This window comes from Halopseudomonas sp. MFKK-1 (genome assembly GCF_027474385.1).
GTDB lineage: Bacteria > Pseudomonadota > Gammaproteobacteria > Pseudomonadales > Pseudomonadaceae > Halopseudomonas > Halopseudomonas aestusnigri.
Window position 1 is genome coordinate 1,489,894 of the sequence record NZ_CP114836.1, and the last position, 17,569, is coordinate 1,507,462.

The 17,569-nt window shown below is 56.3% G+C and carries 31 protein-coding genes; all 31 read left to right on the top strand.

Annotated features, from left to right (window positions below):
• The first annotated feature begins 17 nt into the window (after positions 1-17).
• Complete coding sequence (rpsG, locus tag O5O48_RS06865; protein WP_088278034.1) at positions 18-491, top strand: 30S ribosomal protein S7; 474 nt, start codon at positions 18-20, stop codon at positions 489-491.
• A gap of 18 nt (positions 492-509) precedes the next feature.
• Positions 510-2,612, top strand: coding sequence for an elongation factor G (gene fusA / locus O5O48_RS06870; RefSeq protein ID WP_088278036.1), 2,103 nt, complete (start codon positions 510-512; stop codon positions 2,610-2,612).
• A gap of 34 nt (positions 2,613-2,646) precedes the next feature.
• A complete protein-coding gene (gene tuf, locus O5O48_RS06875; RefSeq protein ID WP_228247484.1) occupies positions 2,647-3,840 on the top strand; it encodes an elongation factor Tu in 1,194 nt (397 codons plus the stop codon).
• A gap of 153 nt (positions 3,841-3,993) precedes the next feature.
• Positions 3,994-4,305, top strand: coding sequence for a 30S ribosomal protein S10 (rpsJ, locus tag O5O48_RS06880; protein ID WP_044501102.1), 312 nt, complete (start codon positions 3,994-3,996; stop codon positions 4,303-4,305).
• Positions 4,306-4,396: 91 nt separating this feature from the next.
• Positions 4,397-5,035, top strand: a complete 639-nt coding sequence (gene rplC, locus O5O48_RS06885; RefSeq protein WP_228247488.1) for a 50S ribosomal protein L3 — start codon at positions 4,397-4,399, stop codon at positions 5,033-5,035.
• Between the two features lie 12 nt (positions 5,036-5,047).
• Positions 5,048-5,650 carry a 50S ribosomal protein L4 gene (gene rplD, locus O5O48_RS06890; RefSeq protein ID WP_088277337.1) on the top strand — a complete coding sequence of 201 codons (603 nt, stop codon included), beginning with the start codon at positions 5,048-5,050 and terminating at the stop codon, positions 5,648-5,650.
• Positions 5,647-5,943 carry a 50S ribosomal protein L23 gene (gene rplW / locus O5O48_RS06895; RefSeq protein ID WP_088277339.1) on the top strand — a complete coding sequence of 99 codons (297 nt, stop codon included), beginning with the start codon at positions 5,647-5,649 and terminating at the stop codon, positions 5,941-5,943. The genes rplD and rplW overlap by 4 nt, the downstream gene beginning before the upstream one ends.
• Positions 5,944-5,957: 14 nt before the next feature.
• Positions 5,958-6,782 (top strand): 50S ribosomal protein L2, encoded by an 825-nt coding sequence (rplB, locus tag O5O48_RS06900; protein WP_088277341.1) that lies wholly within the window; start codon positions 5,958-5,960, stop codon positions 6,780-6,782.
• 17 nt (positions 6,783-6,799) lie between these two features.
• Positions 6,800-7,075 (top strand): 30S ribosomal protein S19, encoded by a 276-nt coding sequence (gene rpsS, locus O5O48_RS06905; RefSeq protein ID WP_088277343.1) that lies wholly within the window; start codon positions 6,800-6,802, stop codon positions 7,073-7,075.
• 11 nt (positions 7,076-7,086) lie between these two features.
• Complete coding sequence (rplV, locus tag O5O48_RS06910; protein WP_088277345.1) at positions 7,087-7,419, top strand: 50S ribosomal protein L22; 333 nt, start codon at positions 7,087-7,089, stop codon at positions 7,417-7,419.
• A gap of 11 nt (positions 7,420-7,430) precedes the next feature.
• On the top strand, positions 7,431-8,111 hold the full coding sequence (gene rpsC, locus O5O48_RS06915) for a 30S ribosomal protein S3 (protein ID WP_088277347.1): 681 nt from the start codon (positions 7,431-7,433) through the stop codon (positions 8,109-8,111).
• A gap of 11 nt (positions 8,112-8,122) precedes the next feature.
• The gene (gene rplP / locus O5O48_RS06920) at positions 8,123-8,536 is read left to right on the top strand and encodes a 50S ribosomal protein L16 (protein ID WP_088277349.1); all 414 of its coding nucleotides are present in this window, start codon (positions 8,123-8,125) and stop codon (positions 8,534-8,536) included.
• Positions 8,536-8,727 (top strand): 50S ribosomal protein L29, encoded by a 192-nt coding sequence (gene rpmC, locus O5O48_RS06925; RefSeq protein ID WP_083728635.1) that lies wholly within the window; start codon positions 8,536-8,538, stop codon positions 8,725-8,727. Before rplP ends, rpmC begins: the two co-directional genes overlap by 1 nt.
• 2 nt (positions 8,728-8,729) lie before the next feature.
• Positions 8,730-8,993: a 30S ribosomal protein S17 gene (gene rpsQ, locus O5O48_RS06930; RefSeq protein WP_104739447.1), complete on the top strand. Its 264-nt coding sequence runs from the start codon at positions 8,730-8,732 to the stop codon at positions 8,991-8,993.
• A 42-nt stretch (positions 8,994-9,035) separates the two neighbouring features.
• Complete coding sequence (gene rplN / locus O5O48_RS06935) at positions 9,036-9,404, top strand: 50S ribosomal protein L14 (protein WP_088277353.1); 369 nt, start codon at positions 9,036-9,038, stop codon at positions 9,402-9,404.
• 11 nt (positions 9,405-9,415) lie between these two features.
• Entirely contained in the window at positions 9,416-9,730 is a 315-nt protein-coding gene (rplX, locus tag O5O48_RS06940) for a 50S ribosomal protein L24 (RefSeq protein ID WP_088277355.1), read from the top strand.
• A gap of 17 nt (positions 9,731-9,747) precedes the next feature.
• A complete protein-coding gene (gene rplE, locus O5O48_RS06945; RefSeq protein ID WP_088277357.1) occupies positions 9,748-10,284 on the top strand; it encodes a 50S ribosomal protein L5 in 537 nt (178 codons plus the stop codon).
• An 11-nt stretch (positions 10,285-10,295) separates the two neighbouring features.
• Positions 10,296-10,601 carry a 30S ribosomal protein S14 gene (gene rpsN / locus O5O48_RS06950; protein ID WP_088277359.1) on the top strand — a complete coding sequence of 102 codons (306 nt, stop codon included), beginning with the start codon at positions 10,296-10,298 and terminating at the stop codon, positions 10,599-10,601.
• A 39-nt stretch (positions 10,602-10,640) separates the two neighbouring features.
• Entirely contained in the window at positions 10,641-11,033 is a 393-nt protein-coding gene (gene rpsH / locus O5O48_RS06955) for a 30S ribosomal protein S8 (protein WP_228247489.1), read from the top strand.
• A gap of 12 nt (positions 11,034-11,045) precedes the next feature.
• Positions 11,046-11,576, top strand: coding sequence for a 50S ribosomal protein L6 (gene rplF / locus O5O48_RS06960; protein ID WP_088277363.1), 531 nt, complete (start codon positions 11,046-11,048; stop codon positions 11,574-11,576).
• Between the two features lie 10 nt (positions 11,577-11,586).
• Positions 11,587-11,937 carry a 50S ribosomal protein L18 gene (gene rplR, locus O5O48_RS06965; protein ID WP_088277365.1) on the top strand — a complete coding sequence of 117 codons (351 nt, stop codon included), beginning with the start codon at positions 11,587-11,589 and terminating at the stop codon, positions 11,935-11,937.
• A 10-nt stretch (positions 11,938-11,947) separates the two neighbouring features.
• Complete coding sequence (rpsE, locus tag O5O48_RS06970) at positions 11,948-12,451, top strand: 30S ribosomal protein S5 (protein ID WP_083728626.1); 504 nt, start codon at positions 11,948-11,950, stop codon at positions 12,449-12,451.
• Between the two features lie 6 nt (positions 12,452-12,457).
• A complete protein-coding gene (gene rpmD, locus O5O48_RS06975; protein ID WP_088277367.1) occupies positions 12,458-12,640 on the top strand; it encodes a 50S ribosomal protein L30 in 183 nt (60 codons plus the stop codon).
• 3 nt (positions 12,641-12,643) lie between these two features.
• Positions 12,644-13,078 (top strand): 50S ribosomal protein L15, encoded by a 435-nt coding sequence (gene rplO, locus O5O48_RS06980; RefSeq protein WP_088277369.1) that lies wholly within the window; start codon positions 12,644-12,646, stop codon positions 13,076-13,078.
• Positions 13,079-14,407, top strand: coding sequence for a preprotein translocase subunit SecY (secY, locus tag O5O48_RS06985; protein WP_088277371.1), 1,329 nt, complete (start codon positions 13,079-13,081; stop codon positions 14,405-14,407).
• Positions 14,408-14,431: 24 nt separating this feature from the next.
• The gene (rpmJ, locus tag O5O48_RS06990; protein WP_088277373.1) at positions 14,432-14,548 is read left to right on the top strand and encodes a 50S ribosomal protein L36; all 117 of its coding nucleotides are present in this window, start codon (positions 14,432-14,434) and stop codon (positions 14,546-14,548) included.
• 160 nt (positions 14,549-14,708) lie between these two features.
• Complete coding sequence (gene rpsM / locus O5O48_RS06995; RefSeq protein ID WP_088277375.1) at positions 14,709-15,065, top strand: 30S ribosomal protein S13; 357 nt, start codon at positions 14,709-14,711, stop codon at positions 15,063-15,065.
• A 20-nt stretch (positions 15,066-15,085) separates the two neighbouring features.
• Positions 15,086-15,475, top strand: coding sequence for a 30S ribosomal protein S11 (gene rpsK, locus O5O48_RS07000; protein WP_083728622.1), 390 nt, complete (start codon positions 15,086-15,088; stop codon positions 15,473-15,475).
• Between the two features lie 15 nt (positions 15,476-15,490).
• On the top strand, positions 15,491-16,111 hold the full coding sequence (rpsD, locus tag O5O48_RS07005) for a 30S ribosomal protein S4 (protein WP_088277377.1): 621 nt from the start codon (positions 15,491-15,493) through the stop codon (positions 16,109-16,111).
• Positions 16,112-16,138: 27 nt separating this feature from the next.
• Positions 16,139-17,140 carry a DNA-directed RNA polymerase subunit alpha gene (locus O5O48_RS07010; RefSeq protein WP_269688492.1) on the top strand — a complete coding sequence of 334 codons (1,002 nt, stop codon included), beginning with the start codon at positions 16,139-16,141 and terminating at the stop codon, positions 17,138-17,140.
• Positions 17,141-17,166: 26 nt separating this feature from the next.
• Positions 17,167-17,547, top strand: a complete 381-nt coding sequence (gene rplQ / locus O5O48_RS07015) for a 50S ribosomal protein L17 (protein ID WP_088277381.1) — start codon at positions 17,167-17,169, stop codon at positions 17,545-17,547.
• Positions 17,548-17,569 lie beyond the last annotated feature (22 nt).

A 17,569-nucleotide genomic window follows, 5' to 3' on the forward strand; every position in this document is an offset into this window, starting at 1 on the left:
CCGTTTGAGGGCTTATCATGCCAAGACGTCGTGTAGCGGCAAAACGTGAGATCCTGCCAGAACCTAAGTACGGCAGCCAGATTCTCGCGAAATTCATGAACCACGTAATGGAAAGCGGCAAGAAGTCCACTGCCGAGCGTATCGTTTACGGTGCACTGGACAAGCTGAAAGAGCGTACCAAGACCGAAGATCCGGTCGAGCTGTTCGAGAAAGCTCTCGACGCTATCGCTCCGCTCGTGGAAGTTAAATCTCGCCGTGTAGGTGGTGCCACCTATCAGGTTCCGGTTGAAGTGCGTCCCTCCCGTCGCAACGCTCTGGCGATGCGCTGGCTGGTTGATGCTGCCCGTAAGCGTGGCGAGAAGTCCATGGCCCTGCGTCTGGCTGGTGAGCTGGGTGATGCCGCTGAAGGCAAGGGTGCTGCTGTCAAGAAGCGTGAAGACGTCCATCGTATGGCTGAAGCCAACAAGGCGTTCTCTCACTACCGCTTCTAAACGGCCAAGGAGACTGTTGTGGCTCGTACAACCCCGATCAATCTGTATCGCAATATTGGTATCTGTGCGCACGTCGATGCGGGCAAGACCACGACTACAGAGCGGATTCTGTTCTATACCGGCGTAAACCACAAAATGGGCGAGGTGCATGATGGCGCCGCGACCATGGACTGGATGGCGCAGGAGCAGGAGCGGGGTATCACCATTACTTCGGCGGCTACCACTGCCTTCTGGCAGGGTTCCGAGAAGCAGTACGACAAGCATCGCGTCAACATCATCGACACCCCCGGCCACGTCGACTTCACGATTGAAGTCGAGCGGTCGCTGCGGGTGCTTGATGGTGCTGTCGTTGTGTTTTGTGGTACGTCTGGTGTCGAGCCTCAATCCGAGACCGTGTGGCGTCAAGCCAACAAGTACGGTGTTCCGCGAATCGTCTATGTAAACAAGATGGATCGCCAGGGCGCCGACTTCCTTCGTGTCGTTGAGCAGATCAAGAAGCGGCTGGGTCATACGCCCGTGCCTATTCAGTTGGCTATCGGTTCGGAGGAGAACTTCGCCGGTCAGGTTGACCTGATGCGGATGAAGGCGATTCGCTGGGATGAGTCGGATCAGGGTATGAGTTTCGTGGAGGAGGAAATCCCCGCGGAGCTGCGTGATCTGGCAGAAGAGTATCGCGAAAAGATGGTCGAGGCGGCCGCGGAGGCCAACGAAGACCTGATGAACAAGTATCTCGAGGAAGGCGAGCTTTCCGTCGAGGAAATCAAGGCGGGGTTGCGTCAGCGTACGCTGGCCTGCGAGATCGTTCCGGCAGTGTGTGGTTCCTCGTTCAAGAACAAGGGCGTACCGCTGGTGCTGGATGCGGTTATCGACTATCTGCCTGCGCCTGATCAGGTTGCTGCCATCAAGGGCGTGCACCCGGATGATGAGGAGCGCACTGACGAGCGTCATGCCGACGACGCCGAGCCTTTCTCGGCGCTGGCGTTCAAGATTGCGACCGATCCCTTTGTGGGGACGCTTACCTTTGCTCGGGTTTACTCCGGCGTGCTGTCTTCGGGCGACGCGGTGCTCAACTCGGTGAAGGGTAAGAAGGAGCGCGTCGGGCGCATGGTGCAGATGCATGCCAATGCCCGCGAAGAGATCAAGGAAGTGCGCGCCGGTGATATTGCGGCCTTGATCGGTATGAAGGATGTGACCACTGGCGATACGCTTTGCGCTATCGACAAGCCGATTGTCCTGGAGCGCATGGACTTTCCTGAGCCGGTTATTTCGGTTGCGGTTGAGCCACGCACCAAGGCCGATCAGGAGAAGATGGGTGTCGCTCTGGGCAAGCTGGCCCAGGAGGATCCTTCGTTCCGCGTGCGTACCGATGAAGAGTCTGGTCAGACGATCATCTCGGGTATGGGTGAGTTGCACCTCGACATTATCGTCGATCGGATGAAGCGTGAGTTCAGTGTTGAGGCCAATATCGGCAAGCCTCAAGTTGCCTATCGCGAGGCGATTCGCAACAAGTGTGAAGTCGAAGGCAAGTTTGTGCGTCAGTCCGGCGGTCGTGGTCAGTATGGTCATGTGTGGGTTCGCTTCGAGCCTGCCGAGGGCAATGACGAGAAGCTTGAATTCGTCAATGAAATTGTCGGTGGTGTGGTTCCGCGTGAATACATCCCGGCCATCCAGAAGGGTATCGAGGAGCAGATGCAGAACGGCGTTCTCGCCGGCTATCCGCTGCTTGGCCTGAAGGCAACCGTGTTTGACGGTTCCTACCATGATGTCGACTCAAACGAGATGGCGTTCAAGATCGCAGCTTCGATGGCCACCAAGCAGTTGGCCCAGAAGGGCGGTGCTGTCCTGCTTGAGCCGATGATGAAAGTCGAAGTAGTCACCCCTGAGGATTATATGGGTGACGTAATGGGCGACTTGAACCGTCGTCGCGGTCTGGTACAGGGTATGGAAGATACTCCTTCCGGTAAGGTGATCCGCGCTGAGGTTCCGCTTGGTGAAATGTTCGGTTACGCCACGGATGTTCGCTCCATGTCCCAGGGACGTGCGAGCTACTCCATGGAGTTTTCGAAGTACGCCGAGGCACCCATGAACATCGCCGAAGCGATCATCAAGAAGCAAGGCTAACTTGAACCTAGGCTAATTAAAGAGGTTATCAACCGTGGCAAAAGAAAAATTTGAACGTAGCAAACCGCACCTGAACGTAGGCACCATCGGTCACGTTGACCATGGCAAGACTACCCTGACTGCAGCTCTGACCCGCGTTTGTGCAGAGTCCTACGGCGGCGCTGCCCGTGCGTTCGACCAGATCGACAACGCGCCGGAAGAGAAGGCTCGCGGTATCACCATCAACACCTCGCACGTAGAGTACGATTCTCCGACTCGTCACTACGCGCACGTTGACTGCCCTGGCCACGCCGACTATGTGAAGAACATGATCACCGGTGCTGCTCAGATGGATGGCGCGATCCTGGTTTGTTCCGCAGCTGACGGCCCGATGCCGCAGACTCGCGAGCACATCCTGCTGTCCCGTCAGGTAGGCGTTCCCTACATTGTCGTGTTCCTGAACAAGGCCGACATGGTTGACGACGAAGAGCTGCTGGAGCTGGTCGAGATGGAAGTTCGCGACCTGCTGAGCGCGTACGACTTCCCGGGCGACGACACTCCGATCATCATCGGTTCTGCTCTGATGGCGCTGGAAGGCAAAGACGACAACGAAATCGGTACTACTGCCGTTCGCAAGCTGGTTGAGACTCTGGATGCCTACATTCCTGAGCCTGAGCGTGCGATCGACAAGCCGTTCCTGATGCCGATCGAAGATGTGTTCTCCATTTCCGGTCGCGGTACCGTAGTAACCGGTCGTGTTGAGCGCGGTATCGTCAAGGTTGGTGAAGAAGTCGAAATCGTTGGTATCAAGGCGACTACCAAGACCACCTGTACCGGCGTTGAAATGTTCCGCAAGCTGCTGGACGAAGGCCGTGCTGGTGAGAACGTTGGTGTTCTGCTGCGTGGTACCAAGCGTGAAGACGTTGAGCGTGGTCAGGTTCTGGCCAAGCCGGGCACCATCACTCCGCACACTCGCTTCGAAGCTGAAGTGTACGTGCTGGGTAAAGATGAAGGCGGTCGTCACACTCCGTTCTTCAAGGGCTACCGTCCGCAGTTCTACTTCCGTACTACTGACGTGACCGGTTCCTGCGAACTGCCGGAAGGCGTTGAAATGGTAATGCCGGGCGACAACGTCAAGCTGGACGTTACCCTGATCGCTCCGATCGCAATGGAAGACGGTCTGCGCTTCGCGATTCGCGAAGGTGGCCGTACCGTTGGCGCCGGTGTAGTAGCCAAGATCATCGAATAATGATCTGAGGTGAAAGGCAAAGCCCCCGCCTAGCGGGGGCTTTTGTCTTTTGGTTGACAGTGGGGGTGCGCATCAGTAGAATTGCGCCTCCCTTGGACAGGCGTACCTGCAGTTGGGTGTGCCTGAAAACAGTTACTTGGAGTTTCTGGTCAAATGCAGAACCAACAGATTCGTATTCGGTTGAAGGCTTTTGACCATCGCCTGATCGATCAGTCTACCCAGGAAATCGTGGATACCGCGAAACGTACTGGGGCTCAGGTGCGTGGTCCGATCCCTTTGCCGACGCGCAAAGAGCGTTTTACCGTACTGATTTCTCCGCACGTCAATAAAGACGCGCGCGATCAGTATGAAATCCGTACCCATAAACGGGTTCTGGATATCGTTCAGCCCACCGACAAGACTGTCGATGCGCTGATGAAGCTGGACCTTGCCGCTGGCGTTGAGGTTCAGATCAGCCTCGGCTGATAGCCCCAAAACGGGGGCTAAAGGTCGTGTAACGCCCTGTGTTGGGCGGCCATAGCGGGTAATAGCCCCGTGCACTCATGAGGTTTACAAAATGACTATTGGTTTAGTCGGCCGGAAATGCGGTATGACCCGCATTTTCACTGAAGATGGTGTTTCCATTCCGGTTACGGTTGTAGAAGTTGAACCGAACCGCGTCACTCAGGTTAAAACCCTGGAAACTGATGGCTATCAAGCTATTCAGGTCACTGTGGGTGAGCGTCGCGCCAGTCGCGTTACCAAGCCGATGGCTGGGCACTTTGCCAAAGCCAGCACTGCGGCTGGTCGTCAGGTCTGCGAATTCCGCATTGAAGACGGCTCCCAGTATGAAACTGGGGCAGAGCTCACTGTAGCCCTGTTCGAAGCCGGTCAGAAGGTGGATGTAACTGGTCAATCCAAGGGTAAAGGCTTCGCCGGTACCATCAAGCGCTGGAATTTCCGCGGCCAGGACGCTACTCACGGTAACTCGGTATCCCACCGTGTACCCGGTTCCATCGGTCAGTGTCAGACCCCGGGCCGTGTATTCAAGGGCAAGAAGATGTCTGGTCACATGGGTGCCGAACAGGTAACCGTCCAGACTCTCGAGGTCGTTCGCGTAGACGCTGAGCGCAATCTGCTGCTCATCAAGGGCTCCGTGCCTGGCGCTACCGGCAGCGACGTCGTTGTTCGCCCGGCGGTCAAGGCCAAGGGTTAAGGGGGAGTTACCATGAATCTGAATGTAGCTGGTGCAAATGCGATCGAAGTTTCCGATCTGACCTTTGCTACCGAGTTTAACGAGACCCTCGTTCACCAGGCCGTTGTTGCTTACATGGCTGGTGCTCGTCAGGGTACCAAGCAGCAGAAGAACCGTTCCGACGTTTCCGGTGGCGGCAAGAAGCCCTGGCGTCAGAAAGGCACCGGTCGCGCCCGTGCCGGTACTATCCGTAGCCCGATCTGGCGCTCCGGTGGTACTACCTTTGCTGCCCGTCCGCAAAATCACGAGCAGAAGCTGAACCGCAAGATGTATCGCGGTGCAATGCGCTCCATCCTGTCCGAGCTGGTACGCCTGGATCGTCTGGTTGTCGTCGAGAGCTTCTCTGTTGATGCACCGAAGACCAAGGCTCTGGCCGGCAAGCTGAAGGATCTCGATCTGCAGAATGTGCTGATCGTTACCGACGGCGTTGATGAGAACCTGTACCTGGCAGCGCGCAATCTGCCGCACGTCGACGTTCGCGACGTTCAGGGTTCTGACCCGGTTAGCCTGATCGCTTACGACAAGGTGCTGATTACCGTACCTGCTGTTAAGAAGTTCGAGGAGATGCTGGGATGAACCAAGAGCGCATTTTCAAAGTACTGCTTGGCCCGCATGTTTCCGAGAAGGCAACTGTGCTGGCTGACAGCCGCAACCAGTTCGTGTTCAAGGTAGACACTACTGCGACCAAGCTGGAAATCAAGAAAGCCGTTGAGCAACTGTTCAACGTCAAGGTCAAGGCTGTATCGACCTTGAATGTAAAAGGCAAGACCAAGCGAACCGTTCGCGGCCTGGGCAAGCGTAATGACTGGAAAAAGGCGTATGTCAGCCTGCAGCCCGGTCAAGACATCGACTTCGCCAGCGCTGAATAAGACAGGGGTACATCATGGCTATTGTTAAATGTAAACCTACTTCCGCTGGCCGCCGCTTCGTCGTCAAGGTCGTTAACGCTGACCTGCACAAAGGTGCTCCTTACGCGCCTCTGGTAGAGAAGCAAGGCAAGTCTGGTGGTCGTAACAACAACGGCCGCATCACCACGCGTCATCGTGGGGGCGGTCACAAGCAGCACTACCGCATCGTGGACTTCCGTCGTAACAAGGACGGTATCCCCGCTGTAGTAGAGCGCGTCGAGTACGATCCGAATCGTACCGCTCATATTGCTCTGCTGAAGTATGCCGACGGTGAGCGTCGCTACATCATCGCCCCGAAAGGCGTTGTTGCTGGCGATCAACTGGTCTCCGGTGCCGATGCACCGATCAAGGCCGGTAACACTCTGCCGCTGCGCAATATCCCGGTAGGTAGCACTATCCACGCGATCGAACTGAAGCCGGGTAAAGGCGCTCAGGTAGCTCGCAGTGCCGGTGCCGCTGTCCAGCTGGTTGCTCGCGAAGGTGCCTATGTCACCGTTCGTCTGCGCTCTGGCGAAATGCGCAAAGTCCTTGGCGAATGCCGTGCGACTCTGGGTGAAGTGTCCAACGGTGAGCACAGTCTGCGCTCGCTGGGTAAGGCTGGTGCCAAGCGCTGGCGCGGTGTTCGTCCGACCGTTCGTGGTGTTGCCATGAACCCGGTAGATCACCCGCATGGTGGTGGTGAAGGTCGTACCTCCGGTGGTCGTCATCCGGTTTCCCCGTGGGGCTTCCCGACCAAGGGTGCCAAGACTCGGTCCAACAAGCGCACTGACAAGATGATTGTCCGTCGCCGCAGCAAGTAATTAGAGGGGATACGACAGTGCCGCGTTCTCTGAAGAAAGGTCCTTTTATCGATCTTCACCTGTTGAAGAAGGTCGAAGTGGCAGTTGAAAAGAACGACCGTAAGCCGATCAAGACCTGGTCGCGCCGTTCGATGATTCTGCCGCAGATGGTCGGTCTGACCATCGCTGTACACAACGGTCGTCAGCATGTGCCGGTTATCGTTACCGAAGACATGGTCGGTCACAAGTTGGGCGAATTCTCTGCTACGCGTACCTACCGTGGTCACGCAGCAGACAAGAAAGCCAAGCGCTAAGGGGTTAGAAGATGGAAGTAGCCGCTACTCATAAGGGCGCCCGACTCTCTGCCCAGAAAGCGCGTTTGGTCGCCGACCAGATCCGCGGTAAGAAGGTGGATGAGGCCCTGAACCTGCTGGCATTCAGCAACAAGAAGGCCGCTGCCGTCATCAAGAAAGTGCTCGAGTCGGCGATCGCCAACGCAGAGCATAACGATGGCGCAGACGTGGATGACCTGAAGGTCTCCACCGTGTTTGTTAACGAAGGTCGCTCTCTGAAGCGCATCATGCCGCGTGCCAAAGGCCGCGCTGATCGCATCGTCAAGCGGTCTTGCCACATCACGGTCAAGGTTGCTGACAAGTAGGAGTCGATCAAATGGGTCAGAAAGTACATCCGGTAGGCATTCGCCTCGGTATCGTTAAAGAACACACTTCGGTGTGGTACGCAGACGGTCGCAACTACGCAGACTATCTGAACACTGACCTGAAGGTACGTGCGTACATTCAGGACAAACTGAAAAGTGCCTCTGTCAGCCGCGTTGATATTCAGCGTCCGGCTCAGACTGCCCGCATCACCATTCACACTGCTCGTCCGGGCATCGTGATTGGCAAGAAGGGTGAGGACGTTGAGAAGCTGCGTCAGGAACTGACCAGCCAGATGGGCGTGCCGGTGCACATCAACATCGAAGAGATCCGCAAGCCGGAACTCGACGGTGCTCTGGTTGCACAAAGCGTTGCTCAGCAGCTCGAGCGTCGTGTGATGTTCCGTCGCGCCATGAAGCGCGCCGTACAGAATGCCATGCGCATCGGTGCCAAGGGTATCAAGATCCAGGTTAGCGGCCGTCTTGGCGGCGCCGAGATCGCCCGTACCGAATGGTATCGCGAAGGTCGTGTGCCGCTGCACACCCTGCGTGCCGACATTGACTACGCGACGGCTGAAGCCCACACCACCTACGGTGTGATCGGTGTGAAGGTTTGGATCTTCAAAGGCGAGATCATTGGTGGTCTCCAGGAAGAAACCAAAGCCGTCGCGGCCAAGAAAAAAGCTGCTAAGTAAGGGGTACGCACATGTTACAACCTAAGCGTACGAAGTTCCGCAAGCAGATGACCGGCCACAACCGTGGTCTGGCGCATCGTGGTAGCAAGGTGAGCTTCGGTGAGTTCGCTCTCAAAGCCGTAAGTCGTGGTCGTCTGACTGCACGTCAGATCGAAGCGGCTCGTCGCGCCCTGACTCGTCACGTTAAGCGTGGCGGTAAAATCTGGATCCGGGTCTTCCCGGACAAGCCTATCTCCAAGAAGCCTCTTGAGGTGCGGATGGGTAAAGGTAAGGGTAACGTCGAGTACTGGGTAGCCCAGATTCGTCCGGGTAAGGTCCTTTACGAGATTGAAGGTGTTTCCGAAGAGCTGGCCCGCGAAGCATTCGCACTGGCCGCAGCCAAGCTGCCTCTCGCTACCACCTTTGTTAAGCGGACGGTGATGTAATGAAAGCGACAGAACTTCGTGAAAAATCTGCTGAGCAGCTGAATGAACAGCTGCTCACCCTGCTGCGCGATCAGTTCAACCTGCGCATGCAGAAAGCAACCGGTCAGCTCGGTCAAACGCATCTGCTGAACCAGGTAAAGCGCGACATCGCTCGCGTCAAGACCGTGCTCAATCAGAAAGGTGGTAACTGATCATGGCCGAGAACAAAACAGTTCGTACCGTTACTGGCCGTGTTGTCAGTGACAAGATGGATAAAACCATCACTGTGCTCATCGAGCGTCAGGAAAAGCACCCACTGTACGGCAAGTACGTGAAGCGCTCTACCAAGCTCAAGGCGCATGACGAGAACAACGAATGCCGCATCGGCGATCTGGTGACCATTCGTGAGACCCGCCCCTTGGCCAAAACCAAGAGCTGGGCCCTGGTTCAGATCGACGAGCGCGCGGCGCAAGTTTAAGCCCGCGCAACTTAGCGGATTATTTAAGGGTCGGAGAAAGTTATGATTCAGACTCAATCCATGCTGGATGTGGCTGACAACAGTGGTGCACGTCGCGTTATGTGTATCAAGGTTCTGGGCGGTTCTCACCGTCGCTACGCCGGCATTGGCGATATCATCAAAGTGACCGTGAAGGAAGCGATTCCGCGCGGCAAAGTAAAGAAAGGCCAGGTGCTCAACGCGGTCATCGTGCGTACCCGTCACGGCGTACGCCGTACAGACGGTTCGCTGATCCGTTTCGATGGCAACGCTGCCGTTCTGCTCAACAACAAGAATGAGCCGATCGGTACCCGCATCTTTGGGCCGGTGACTCGTGAGCTGCGTAACGAGCAGTTCATGAAGATCGTTTCCCTCGCGCCCGAAGTGCTGTAAGGAGCCCGGTCATGCAAAAGATCAAACGCGACGACGACGTAATCGTCATTGCCGGTAAAGACAAGGGCAAGCGCGGCAAAGTCCTGAAAGTTGGTGACGATGCCCGCCTGCTGGTTTCCGGTGTCAACATTATCAAGCGCCACACCAAGCCGAACCCGATGGCTGGTGCACAGGGCGGTATTGTTGAGAAGGAGGCGCCGATCCACGTCTCCAACGTGGCAATCTTCAACCCCGAGACCAACAAGGCCGATCGCGTCGGCTTCAAGGTCGAAGACGGTAAGAAGGTTCGTATTTTCAAGTCGACCCAAAAAGCTGTCGACGCTTGAGAATCTAGGTGCTTACCATGGCGAGATTGAAAGAAACCTATCGCACTACCATCGCTCCGAAACTCCAGGCTGAACTGGGTCTGAATGCGATGGAAGTGCCGAAAATCACCAAGATCACCCTGAACATGGGTCTTGGCGAAGCTGTTGGTGACAAGAAAGTCATCGAAAACGCACTGGCTGACCTCGAGAAGATCACCGGCCGTAAAGGCATCGTGACCTATGCTCGCAAATCCATTGCAGGCTTCAAGATTCGTGACGGCTGGCCGATCGGCGTAAAGGTTACCCTGCGCCGCGAGCAGATGTACGAATTCCTGGATCGTCTGCTGTCGATTTCCCTGCCGCGCGTTCGTGACTTCCGTGGCCTGAATGCCAAGTCCTTTGACGGTCGTGGCAACTACAGCATGGGCGTCAAGGAACAGATCATTTTCCCGGAAATCGATTACGACAAGATCGATGCCCTGCGTGGTCTGGACATCACCTTGACTACTACTGCGCGAACCGACGACGAAGGTCGTGCGCTGCTGCGCGCGTTCAACTTCCCGTTCCGTAACTAGGAGTCAGGACAATGGCAAAAGTCAGTATGAAGAACCGTGAAGCCAAGCGCGCCCGCCTGGTTGCCAAGTTTGCTGCAAAACGTGCAGCTCTCAAGGACACCATCGGTAACGTAAACGCTTCCGTTGAAGATCGCTGGGCAGCTCAAGTTGCCCTGCAGAAGCTGCCGCGCGACTCCAGCCCGGTCCGTCAGCGTAACCGCTGCCGCGTTACCGGTCGTCCGCACGGCGTATACCGCAAGTTTGGACTGAGCCGCATCAAGCTGCGTGAAGCAGCAATGCGCGGCGATGTGCCCGGCCTGGTCAAGGCCAGCTGGTAAACCAGACTTTTATTACTCAGTTTCAGGAGCACATAGCCCATGAGTATGCAGGACCCGTTGGCAGATATGCTGACCCGTATCCGTAATGCCCAGATGGCTGAGAAGTCCAGCGTCAGCATGCCCTCGGCAAAGCTGAAGGTGGCTGTCGCCAAGGTACTTAAGGAAGAAGGCTACGTTGCAGGCTACGAAGTAGTTGGCGACGTCAAGCCCACTCTGTCTATCGAACTCAAGTACTTCGAAGGCAAGCCGGTAATTGAAGAGCTCAAGCGCGTAAGCCGTCCTGGCCTGCGCCAGTACAAAGCCGTTGACCAGCTTCCGAAGGTCAAGGGTGGTCTGGGCGTTTCCATCGTCTCCACCAATAAAGGTGTGATGACTGATCGCGCTGCTCGCGCTGCCGGTATCGGCGGCGAAGTTCTCTGCACCGTATTCTGATAGGGGGTCACGATGTCTCGCGTCGCTAAGAACCCTGTCAAACTGCCGCAGGGTGTAGAAGCAAAACTGAACGGTCAGGAACTGTCGATCAAGGGTGCCAAGGGCGCTCTTAGTCTGAACCTGCACCCGACTGTTGAAGTTGTTCAGGAAGACGGTGAGCTGCGTTTCGCAGCGCGCGCCGGTAGCCTGAACATGGCCATGGCCGGTACCACCCGCGCCCTGGTCAACAATATGGTCATTGGCGTCAGCCAGGGCTTTGAGCGCAAGCTCCAGCTGGTTGGTGTTGGTTACAAGGCGCAGGCCAAGGGTCAGGTTCTGAACCTGGCACTGGGTTACTCGCACCCGATCGACTACCAGCTGCCTGAGGGTGTTTCTGTTGAAACCCCCAGCCAGACTGACATTATCATCAAAGGCATCGACAAGCAGCTGGTTGGTCAAGTAGCAGCGGAAATTCGTGATTTCCGTCGTCCGGAGCCCTATAAGGGCAAGGGTGTACGCTACTCCGATGAGGTAGTGCGTCGTAAAGAAGCCAAGAAGAAGTAGGGCATAGCAAATGAGCGATAAAAAAGTTATTCGTCTCCGTCGCGCTCGCCGTACGCGCCTGAAGTTGCGCGAACTGGAAGCCGTTCGTCTCTGCGTGTACCGCTCTTCGCAGCACATGTACGCACAGGTTATCTCGGCAGATGGCAGCCAAGTGCTGGCCAGCGCCTCCACTCTGGATGCTGAATTGCGTGCCGGTTCTACCGGTAACATTGAAGCGGCCAAGAAGGTAGGTCTGCTGGTTGCTGAGCGAGCCAAGGCCGCCGGTGTAACTCAGGTCGCCTTCGACCGTTCCGGCTTCAAGTACCATGGTCGCGTAAAAGCGCTGGCCGACGCCGCTCGTGAAGGCGGGCTGGAATTCTAAGGGTAGAGTTATGGCTAATTTCGATCAAAAGCGCGACGAAGGTTACATCGAGAAGCTGGTTCAGGTGAACCGCGTCGCCAAAGTAGTAAAAGGCGGCCGTATCTTCGCTTTCACAGCGCTGACTGTTGTCGGTGACGGCAAGGGTCGCGTTGGTTTCGGTCGCGGCAAGGCACGTGAAGTGCCTGCCGCCATCCAGAAGGCGATGGAAGCGGCACGTCGTAACATGATCCAGGTTGATCTGGACGGTACCACCCTGCAGTACCCCGTTCGTGCAGCTCACGGCGCCTCCAAGGTGTTCATGCAGCCGGCGTCCGAAGGTACCGGTGTTATCGCCGGTGGTGCAATGCGCGCCGTCTTGGAAGCGGCTGGTGTACACAACGTACTGGCCAAGTGTTACGGTTCCACCAACCCGGTTAACGTCGTTCAGGCTACCTACAAGGGTCTGAAGTCGATGCAGTCTCCCGAGTCTGTAGCGGCCAAGCGCGGCAAGACCGTCGAAGACATCACGGGGTAAGCGGACATGGCAAACGCAAAAATCAAGGTGACTCTGTTCAAGAGCGTCGCTGGTCGTCTGCCGAAGCACCAGGCCTGCGTTAAGGGTCTGGGTCTGCGCCGCATCGGCCACACCGTCGAAGTCGAAGACACTCCGTCGGTTCGTGGGATGATCAACAAGGTCTCCTACATGGTTCGGGTAGAGGAATAAGACATGAAACTGAATGATCTGCGTTCCGCGCCGGGTGCACGCCGTGAAAAGCTGCGCGTCGGTCGTGGTATCGGTAGCGGTCTGGGTAAGACCGCTGGCCGCGGTCACAAGGGTCTGACCTCGCGTTCCGGTGGCACCGTTGCCCCCGGTTTCGAGGGTGGTCAGCAGCCGCTGCACCGTCGTCTGCCGAAGTTTGGTTTTACTTCCAAACTGGCTATGGTCACTGCTGAAATTCGCACCAGCGAACTGAACGCAGTTGACGCTGAGGTCATTGACCTGCAGGCGCTGAAAGATGCCAACGTAATTGGCAACAAGTTTGTACGAGCCAAGATCGTCCTGTCCGGCGACGTAACCAAAGCGGTTACCGTCAAAGGTCTGGCCGTCACCAAAGGTGCTCGTGCAGCGATCGAAGCAGCTGGTGGCAAGATCGAGGACTAAATGGCTAAGCAAGGCGCTCTTTCTGGAATGAATCAAGGTGGCTTGAGTGAACTCTGGGGGCGCCTGCGCTTCCTGTTCCTCGCGATCATCGTTTACCGTATCGGGGCGCATATTCCGGTTCCCGGGATAAACCCTGATCGTCTGGCCGATCTGTTCAATCAGAATTCAGAGACGATCCTTAGCCTGTTCAACATGTTCTCCGGCGGTGCCCTGGAGCGAATGAGTATCTTCGCTCTGGGCATCATGCCGTACATCTCTGCATCCATCATCATGCAGCTGATGACGGCGGTTACCCCGTCGCTTGAGCAGTTGAAGAAGGAAGGGGAGTCCGGACGCCGGAAGATCAGTCAGTACACGCGTTATCTGACGCTGGTGCTGGCTTTTATACAAGCCATCGGTATGTCCGTTGGTCTGGCCAGTCAGGGTGTTGCGTTTGACACAGGGTTCAGCTTCTATTTTGTGGCTGTTACTACCTTTGTTGCTGGCGCAATGTTCATGATGTGGCTCGGTGAGCAGATCACCGAGCGAGGTATCGGTAACGGTATCTCGATGCTGATTTTCGCCGGCATTGTTGCCGGTTTGCCGGCAGCCATTGGACAGTCCTTCGAAGGTGCCCGTCTGGGTACCATCAACATATTTGCGCTGATTGGTGTTGGCCTGGTGGCTATTGCCATGATTGCGTTCGTCGTCTTCGTCGAGCGTGGCCAGCGCAGAATTACGGTCAACTACGCCAAGCGTCAGCAAGGTCGCAAGGTATTCGCCGCGCAGACCAGCCATTTGCCTCTCAAGGTCAACATGGCAGGTGTGATCCCGGCGATCTTTGCCAGCAGTATCCTGTTGTTCCCGGCCTCGCTGGGTACCTGGTTCGCCCAGGGTGACAACATGGAATGGCTGCAAACCCTGGCTCAGGCCATTGGACCGGGTAAGCCGCTGAATATCATTCTGTTTAGTGCAGGGATTATTTTCTTCTGCTTCTTCTACACAGCCTTGATGTTCAATCCGAAGGATGTTGCGGAAAACCTCAAGAAGTCCGGCGCGTTCATTCCGGGTATTCGTCCCGGTGAGCAGTCCGCTCGCTACATTGATAGCGTTCTGACTCGCCTCACCCTGTTCGGGGCCCTGTATATGACCGCTGTCTGCTTGTTGCCGCAGTTCCTGGTGGTGTCGGCGAATGTGCCCTTCTATCTGGGTGGGACATCGCTGCTGATCGTTGTTGTGGTTGTTATGGACTTCATGTCCCAAGTACAATCGCACCTCGTTTCTCAGCAGTACGAGTCTCTTTTGAAGAAATCTAACCTGAAAGGTTACGGCAGCGGCATGCTCCGCTGAGTCTTCGGGTTATAGGAGTCGGCTATGAAAGTTGCAGCATCAGTCAAGAAGCTTTGCCGTAACTGCAAGGTTATCCGTCGCAACGGTTGCGTACGTGTAATCTGCAGTGCTGAGCCCCGTCATAAGCAGCGCCAGGGTTAATTCCCGGTTCTGAATTAAGACTACGTCTCAGGATAACCGCCACCTGGCCAAATTTTGGTCAGGTGGTTGAATTTTATTTTTGTTAGCGCTACCCTACTGCACCCTTTTTCGAGCAACCTCTTTGGGTTGAGTCAGGTAGCTGTCAGACGGAGTAAATTGGATGGCCCGTATTGCAGGCGTCAACATCCCGGATAACAAGCACACTGTTATCTCTCTGACCTATATCTTTGGTATTGGTCAGACCAAGGCACAACAGATCTGTGCCGCCACTGGCATTGAGCCCAGTGTCAAAATCAAGGATCTGAGCGAAGAGCAGATTGATACCCTGCGCAATGAAGTCGCCAAGAGCAACACCGAAGGCGATCTGCGCCGCGCGATCAACATGAACGTCAAGCGCCTCATGGATCTCGGCTGCTATCGTGGCCTGCGTCACCGTCGTGGCCTGCCGGTCCGCGGTCAGCGCACCAAGACCAATGCCCGTACCCGTAAGGGTCCGCGCAAGCCGATCCGTAAGTAATTGCGAGGGAATCTACAGATATGGCTAAGCCAGCTGCTCGTGTACGTAAAAAAGTAAAAAAGACGGTCGTTGATGGGGTCGCCCACATCCACGCGTCTTTCAATAACACCATCATCACCATCACTGACCGTCAGGGTAACGCCCTGAGCTGGGCAACTTCCGGTGGCTCCGGCTTCCGTGGTTCCCGTAAGAGCACTCCGTTTGCTGCCCAGGTAGCTGCCGAGCGCGCCGGTCAGGCTGCTCTTGAGTATGGCCTGAAGAACCTCGACGTTTGCGTTAAAGGCCCCGGCCCGGGTCGTGAGTCGGCAGTTCGTGCACTGAATTCTTGTGGTTACAAGATCAGCAGCATCACCGATGTCACCCCTATTCCCCACAACGGCTGCCGCCCGCCCAAGAAGCGTCGCGTTTAATCAGGAGACGGTAAAATGGCTCGTTATATTGGTCCCAAGTGCAAGCTGTCTCGTCGCGAAGGTACTGACCTGTTCCTGAAAAGCGGCGTGCGCGCTCTCGACTCCAAGTGCAAACTGGAAACCCCTCCGGGTGTTCACGGTCAGCGCCGCGGTCGTCTTTCGGAATACGGTACTCAGCTGCGCGAGAAGCAGAAAGTCCGTCGTATGTATGGCGTTCTGGAGCGTCAGTTCCGCAACTATTACAAGGAAGCAGCCCGTCTGAAGGGCGCTACCGGTGAGAACCTGCTGCAACTGCTCGAGCGTCGTCTGGACAACGTCGTTTACCGCATGGGTTTCGGTGCCACTCGCGCTGAAGCACGTCAGCTGGTATCCCACAAGTCCATCAGTGTCAATGGCAAGACCGTCAATATCGCGTCTTACCTGGTTTCCCCGGGTGACGTAGTTGCTGTCCGTGAAAAGGCCAAGAACCAGCTGCGCATCAACAGCGCTCTGGAGCAGGCTGCTCAGCGCGGTGGTGCGGAGTGGGTTGAAGTAGACGCTGGCAAGAAAGAAGGCGTTTTCAAAGCCCTGCCTGCACGCAGCGACCTGTACGCCGACATCAACGAAAACCTGATCGTCGAGCTGTACTCCAAGTAAGCGACAGACAGCATAAAGGTGCCCCACATGCAGAGTTCGGTTACCGAGTTTCTAACACCGCGTCACATTGACGTTCAGGAAACTTCGCCCACGCGTGCCAAGATTACTCTTGAGCCGCTGGAGCGTGGTTTCGGTCACACCCTGGGCAATGCGCTTCGTCGCATTCTGCTCTCGTCCATGCCCGGCTGCGCCGTGGTAGAGGCCGAAATCGACGGCGTGTTGCACGAGTACAGCGCCATCGAAGGCGTTCAGGAAGACGTCATCGAGATCCTGCTCAACCTGAAAGGGTTGGCGATCACCATGCACGGTCGCGACCAGGTAACCCTGAACCTTTCCAAGAAAGGCCCGGGCGTTGTTACTGCCGCCGACATTCAGCTGGACCACGAAGTCGAGATCGTCAACCCGGATCACGTGATTGCCACGCTGTCCGACAACGGCGAACTGAACATGAAGCTCACTGTAGCTCGTGGTCGTGGTTACGAACCGGCCGATGCGCGTCAGTCCGATGAGGACGAGACCCGCTCTATCGGTCGTCTGCAGCTGGACGCCACCTACACTCCCGTACGCCGCGTTGCGTATGTGGTGGAGAGTGCGCGTGTCGAGCAGCGTACCAACCTGGACAAGCTGGTCATCGATCTCGAGACCAACGGCACTCTGGACCCGGAAGAGGCGATTCGTCGCGCTGCAACCATCCTCCAGCAGCAACTGGCTGCCTTCGTTGACCTGAAGGGTGACCAGGAGCCGGTGGTGGAGCAGCAGGAAGACGAGATTGACCCGATCCTGCTGCGCCCGGTGGACGATCTTGAGCTGACTGTCCGTTCGGCCAACTGCCTGAAGGCCGAAAATATCTATTACATTGGCGATCTGATCCAGCGTACCGAAGTAGAGCTGCTGAAGACCCCGAACCTGGGCAAGAAGTCTCTGACCGAGATCAAAGACGTTCTGGCCTCTCGTGGTCTGTCTCTGGGTATGCGTCTGGACAACTGGCCGCCTGCAAGCTTGAAGAAGGACGATAAGGTTTCGGCCTGATCGTCTCGACACCGAGGAATTGAGAGATGCGTCATCGTAAAAGTGGTCGTCACCTGAGTCGGACCAGCGCACACCGCAAGGCTATGTTCCAGAACATGGCTGTGTCGCTGTTCGAGAATGAACTGATCAAAACTACTCTGCCGAAAGCCAAGGAGCTGCGTCGCGTTGCCGAGCCGCTAATCACCCTGGCCAAGGAAGACACCGTTGCCAACCGTCGTCTGGCGTTTGACCGTACTCGCAGCAAGTCTGCAGTCGGCAAGCTGTTCAACGACCTGGGCAAGCGCTATGCAACCCGTCCGGGTGGCTACGTTCGTATCCTCAAGTGCGGTTTCCGCGCTGGTGATGCTGCCCCGATGGCTTACGTTGAGCTGGTTGACCGCCCAGAAGCGGTTGCAGCTGAAGAGTAAGTATCAGCGCTACAAAAAAACC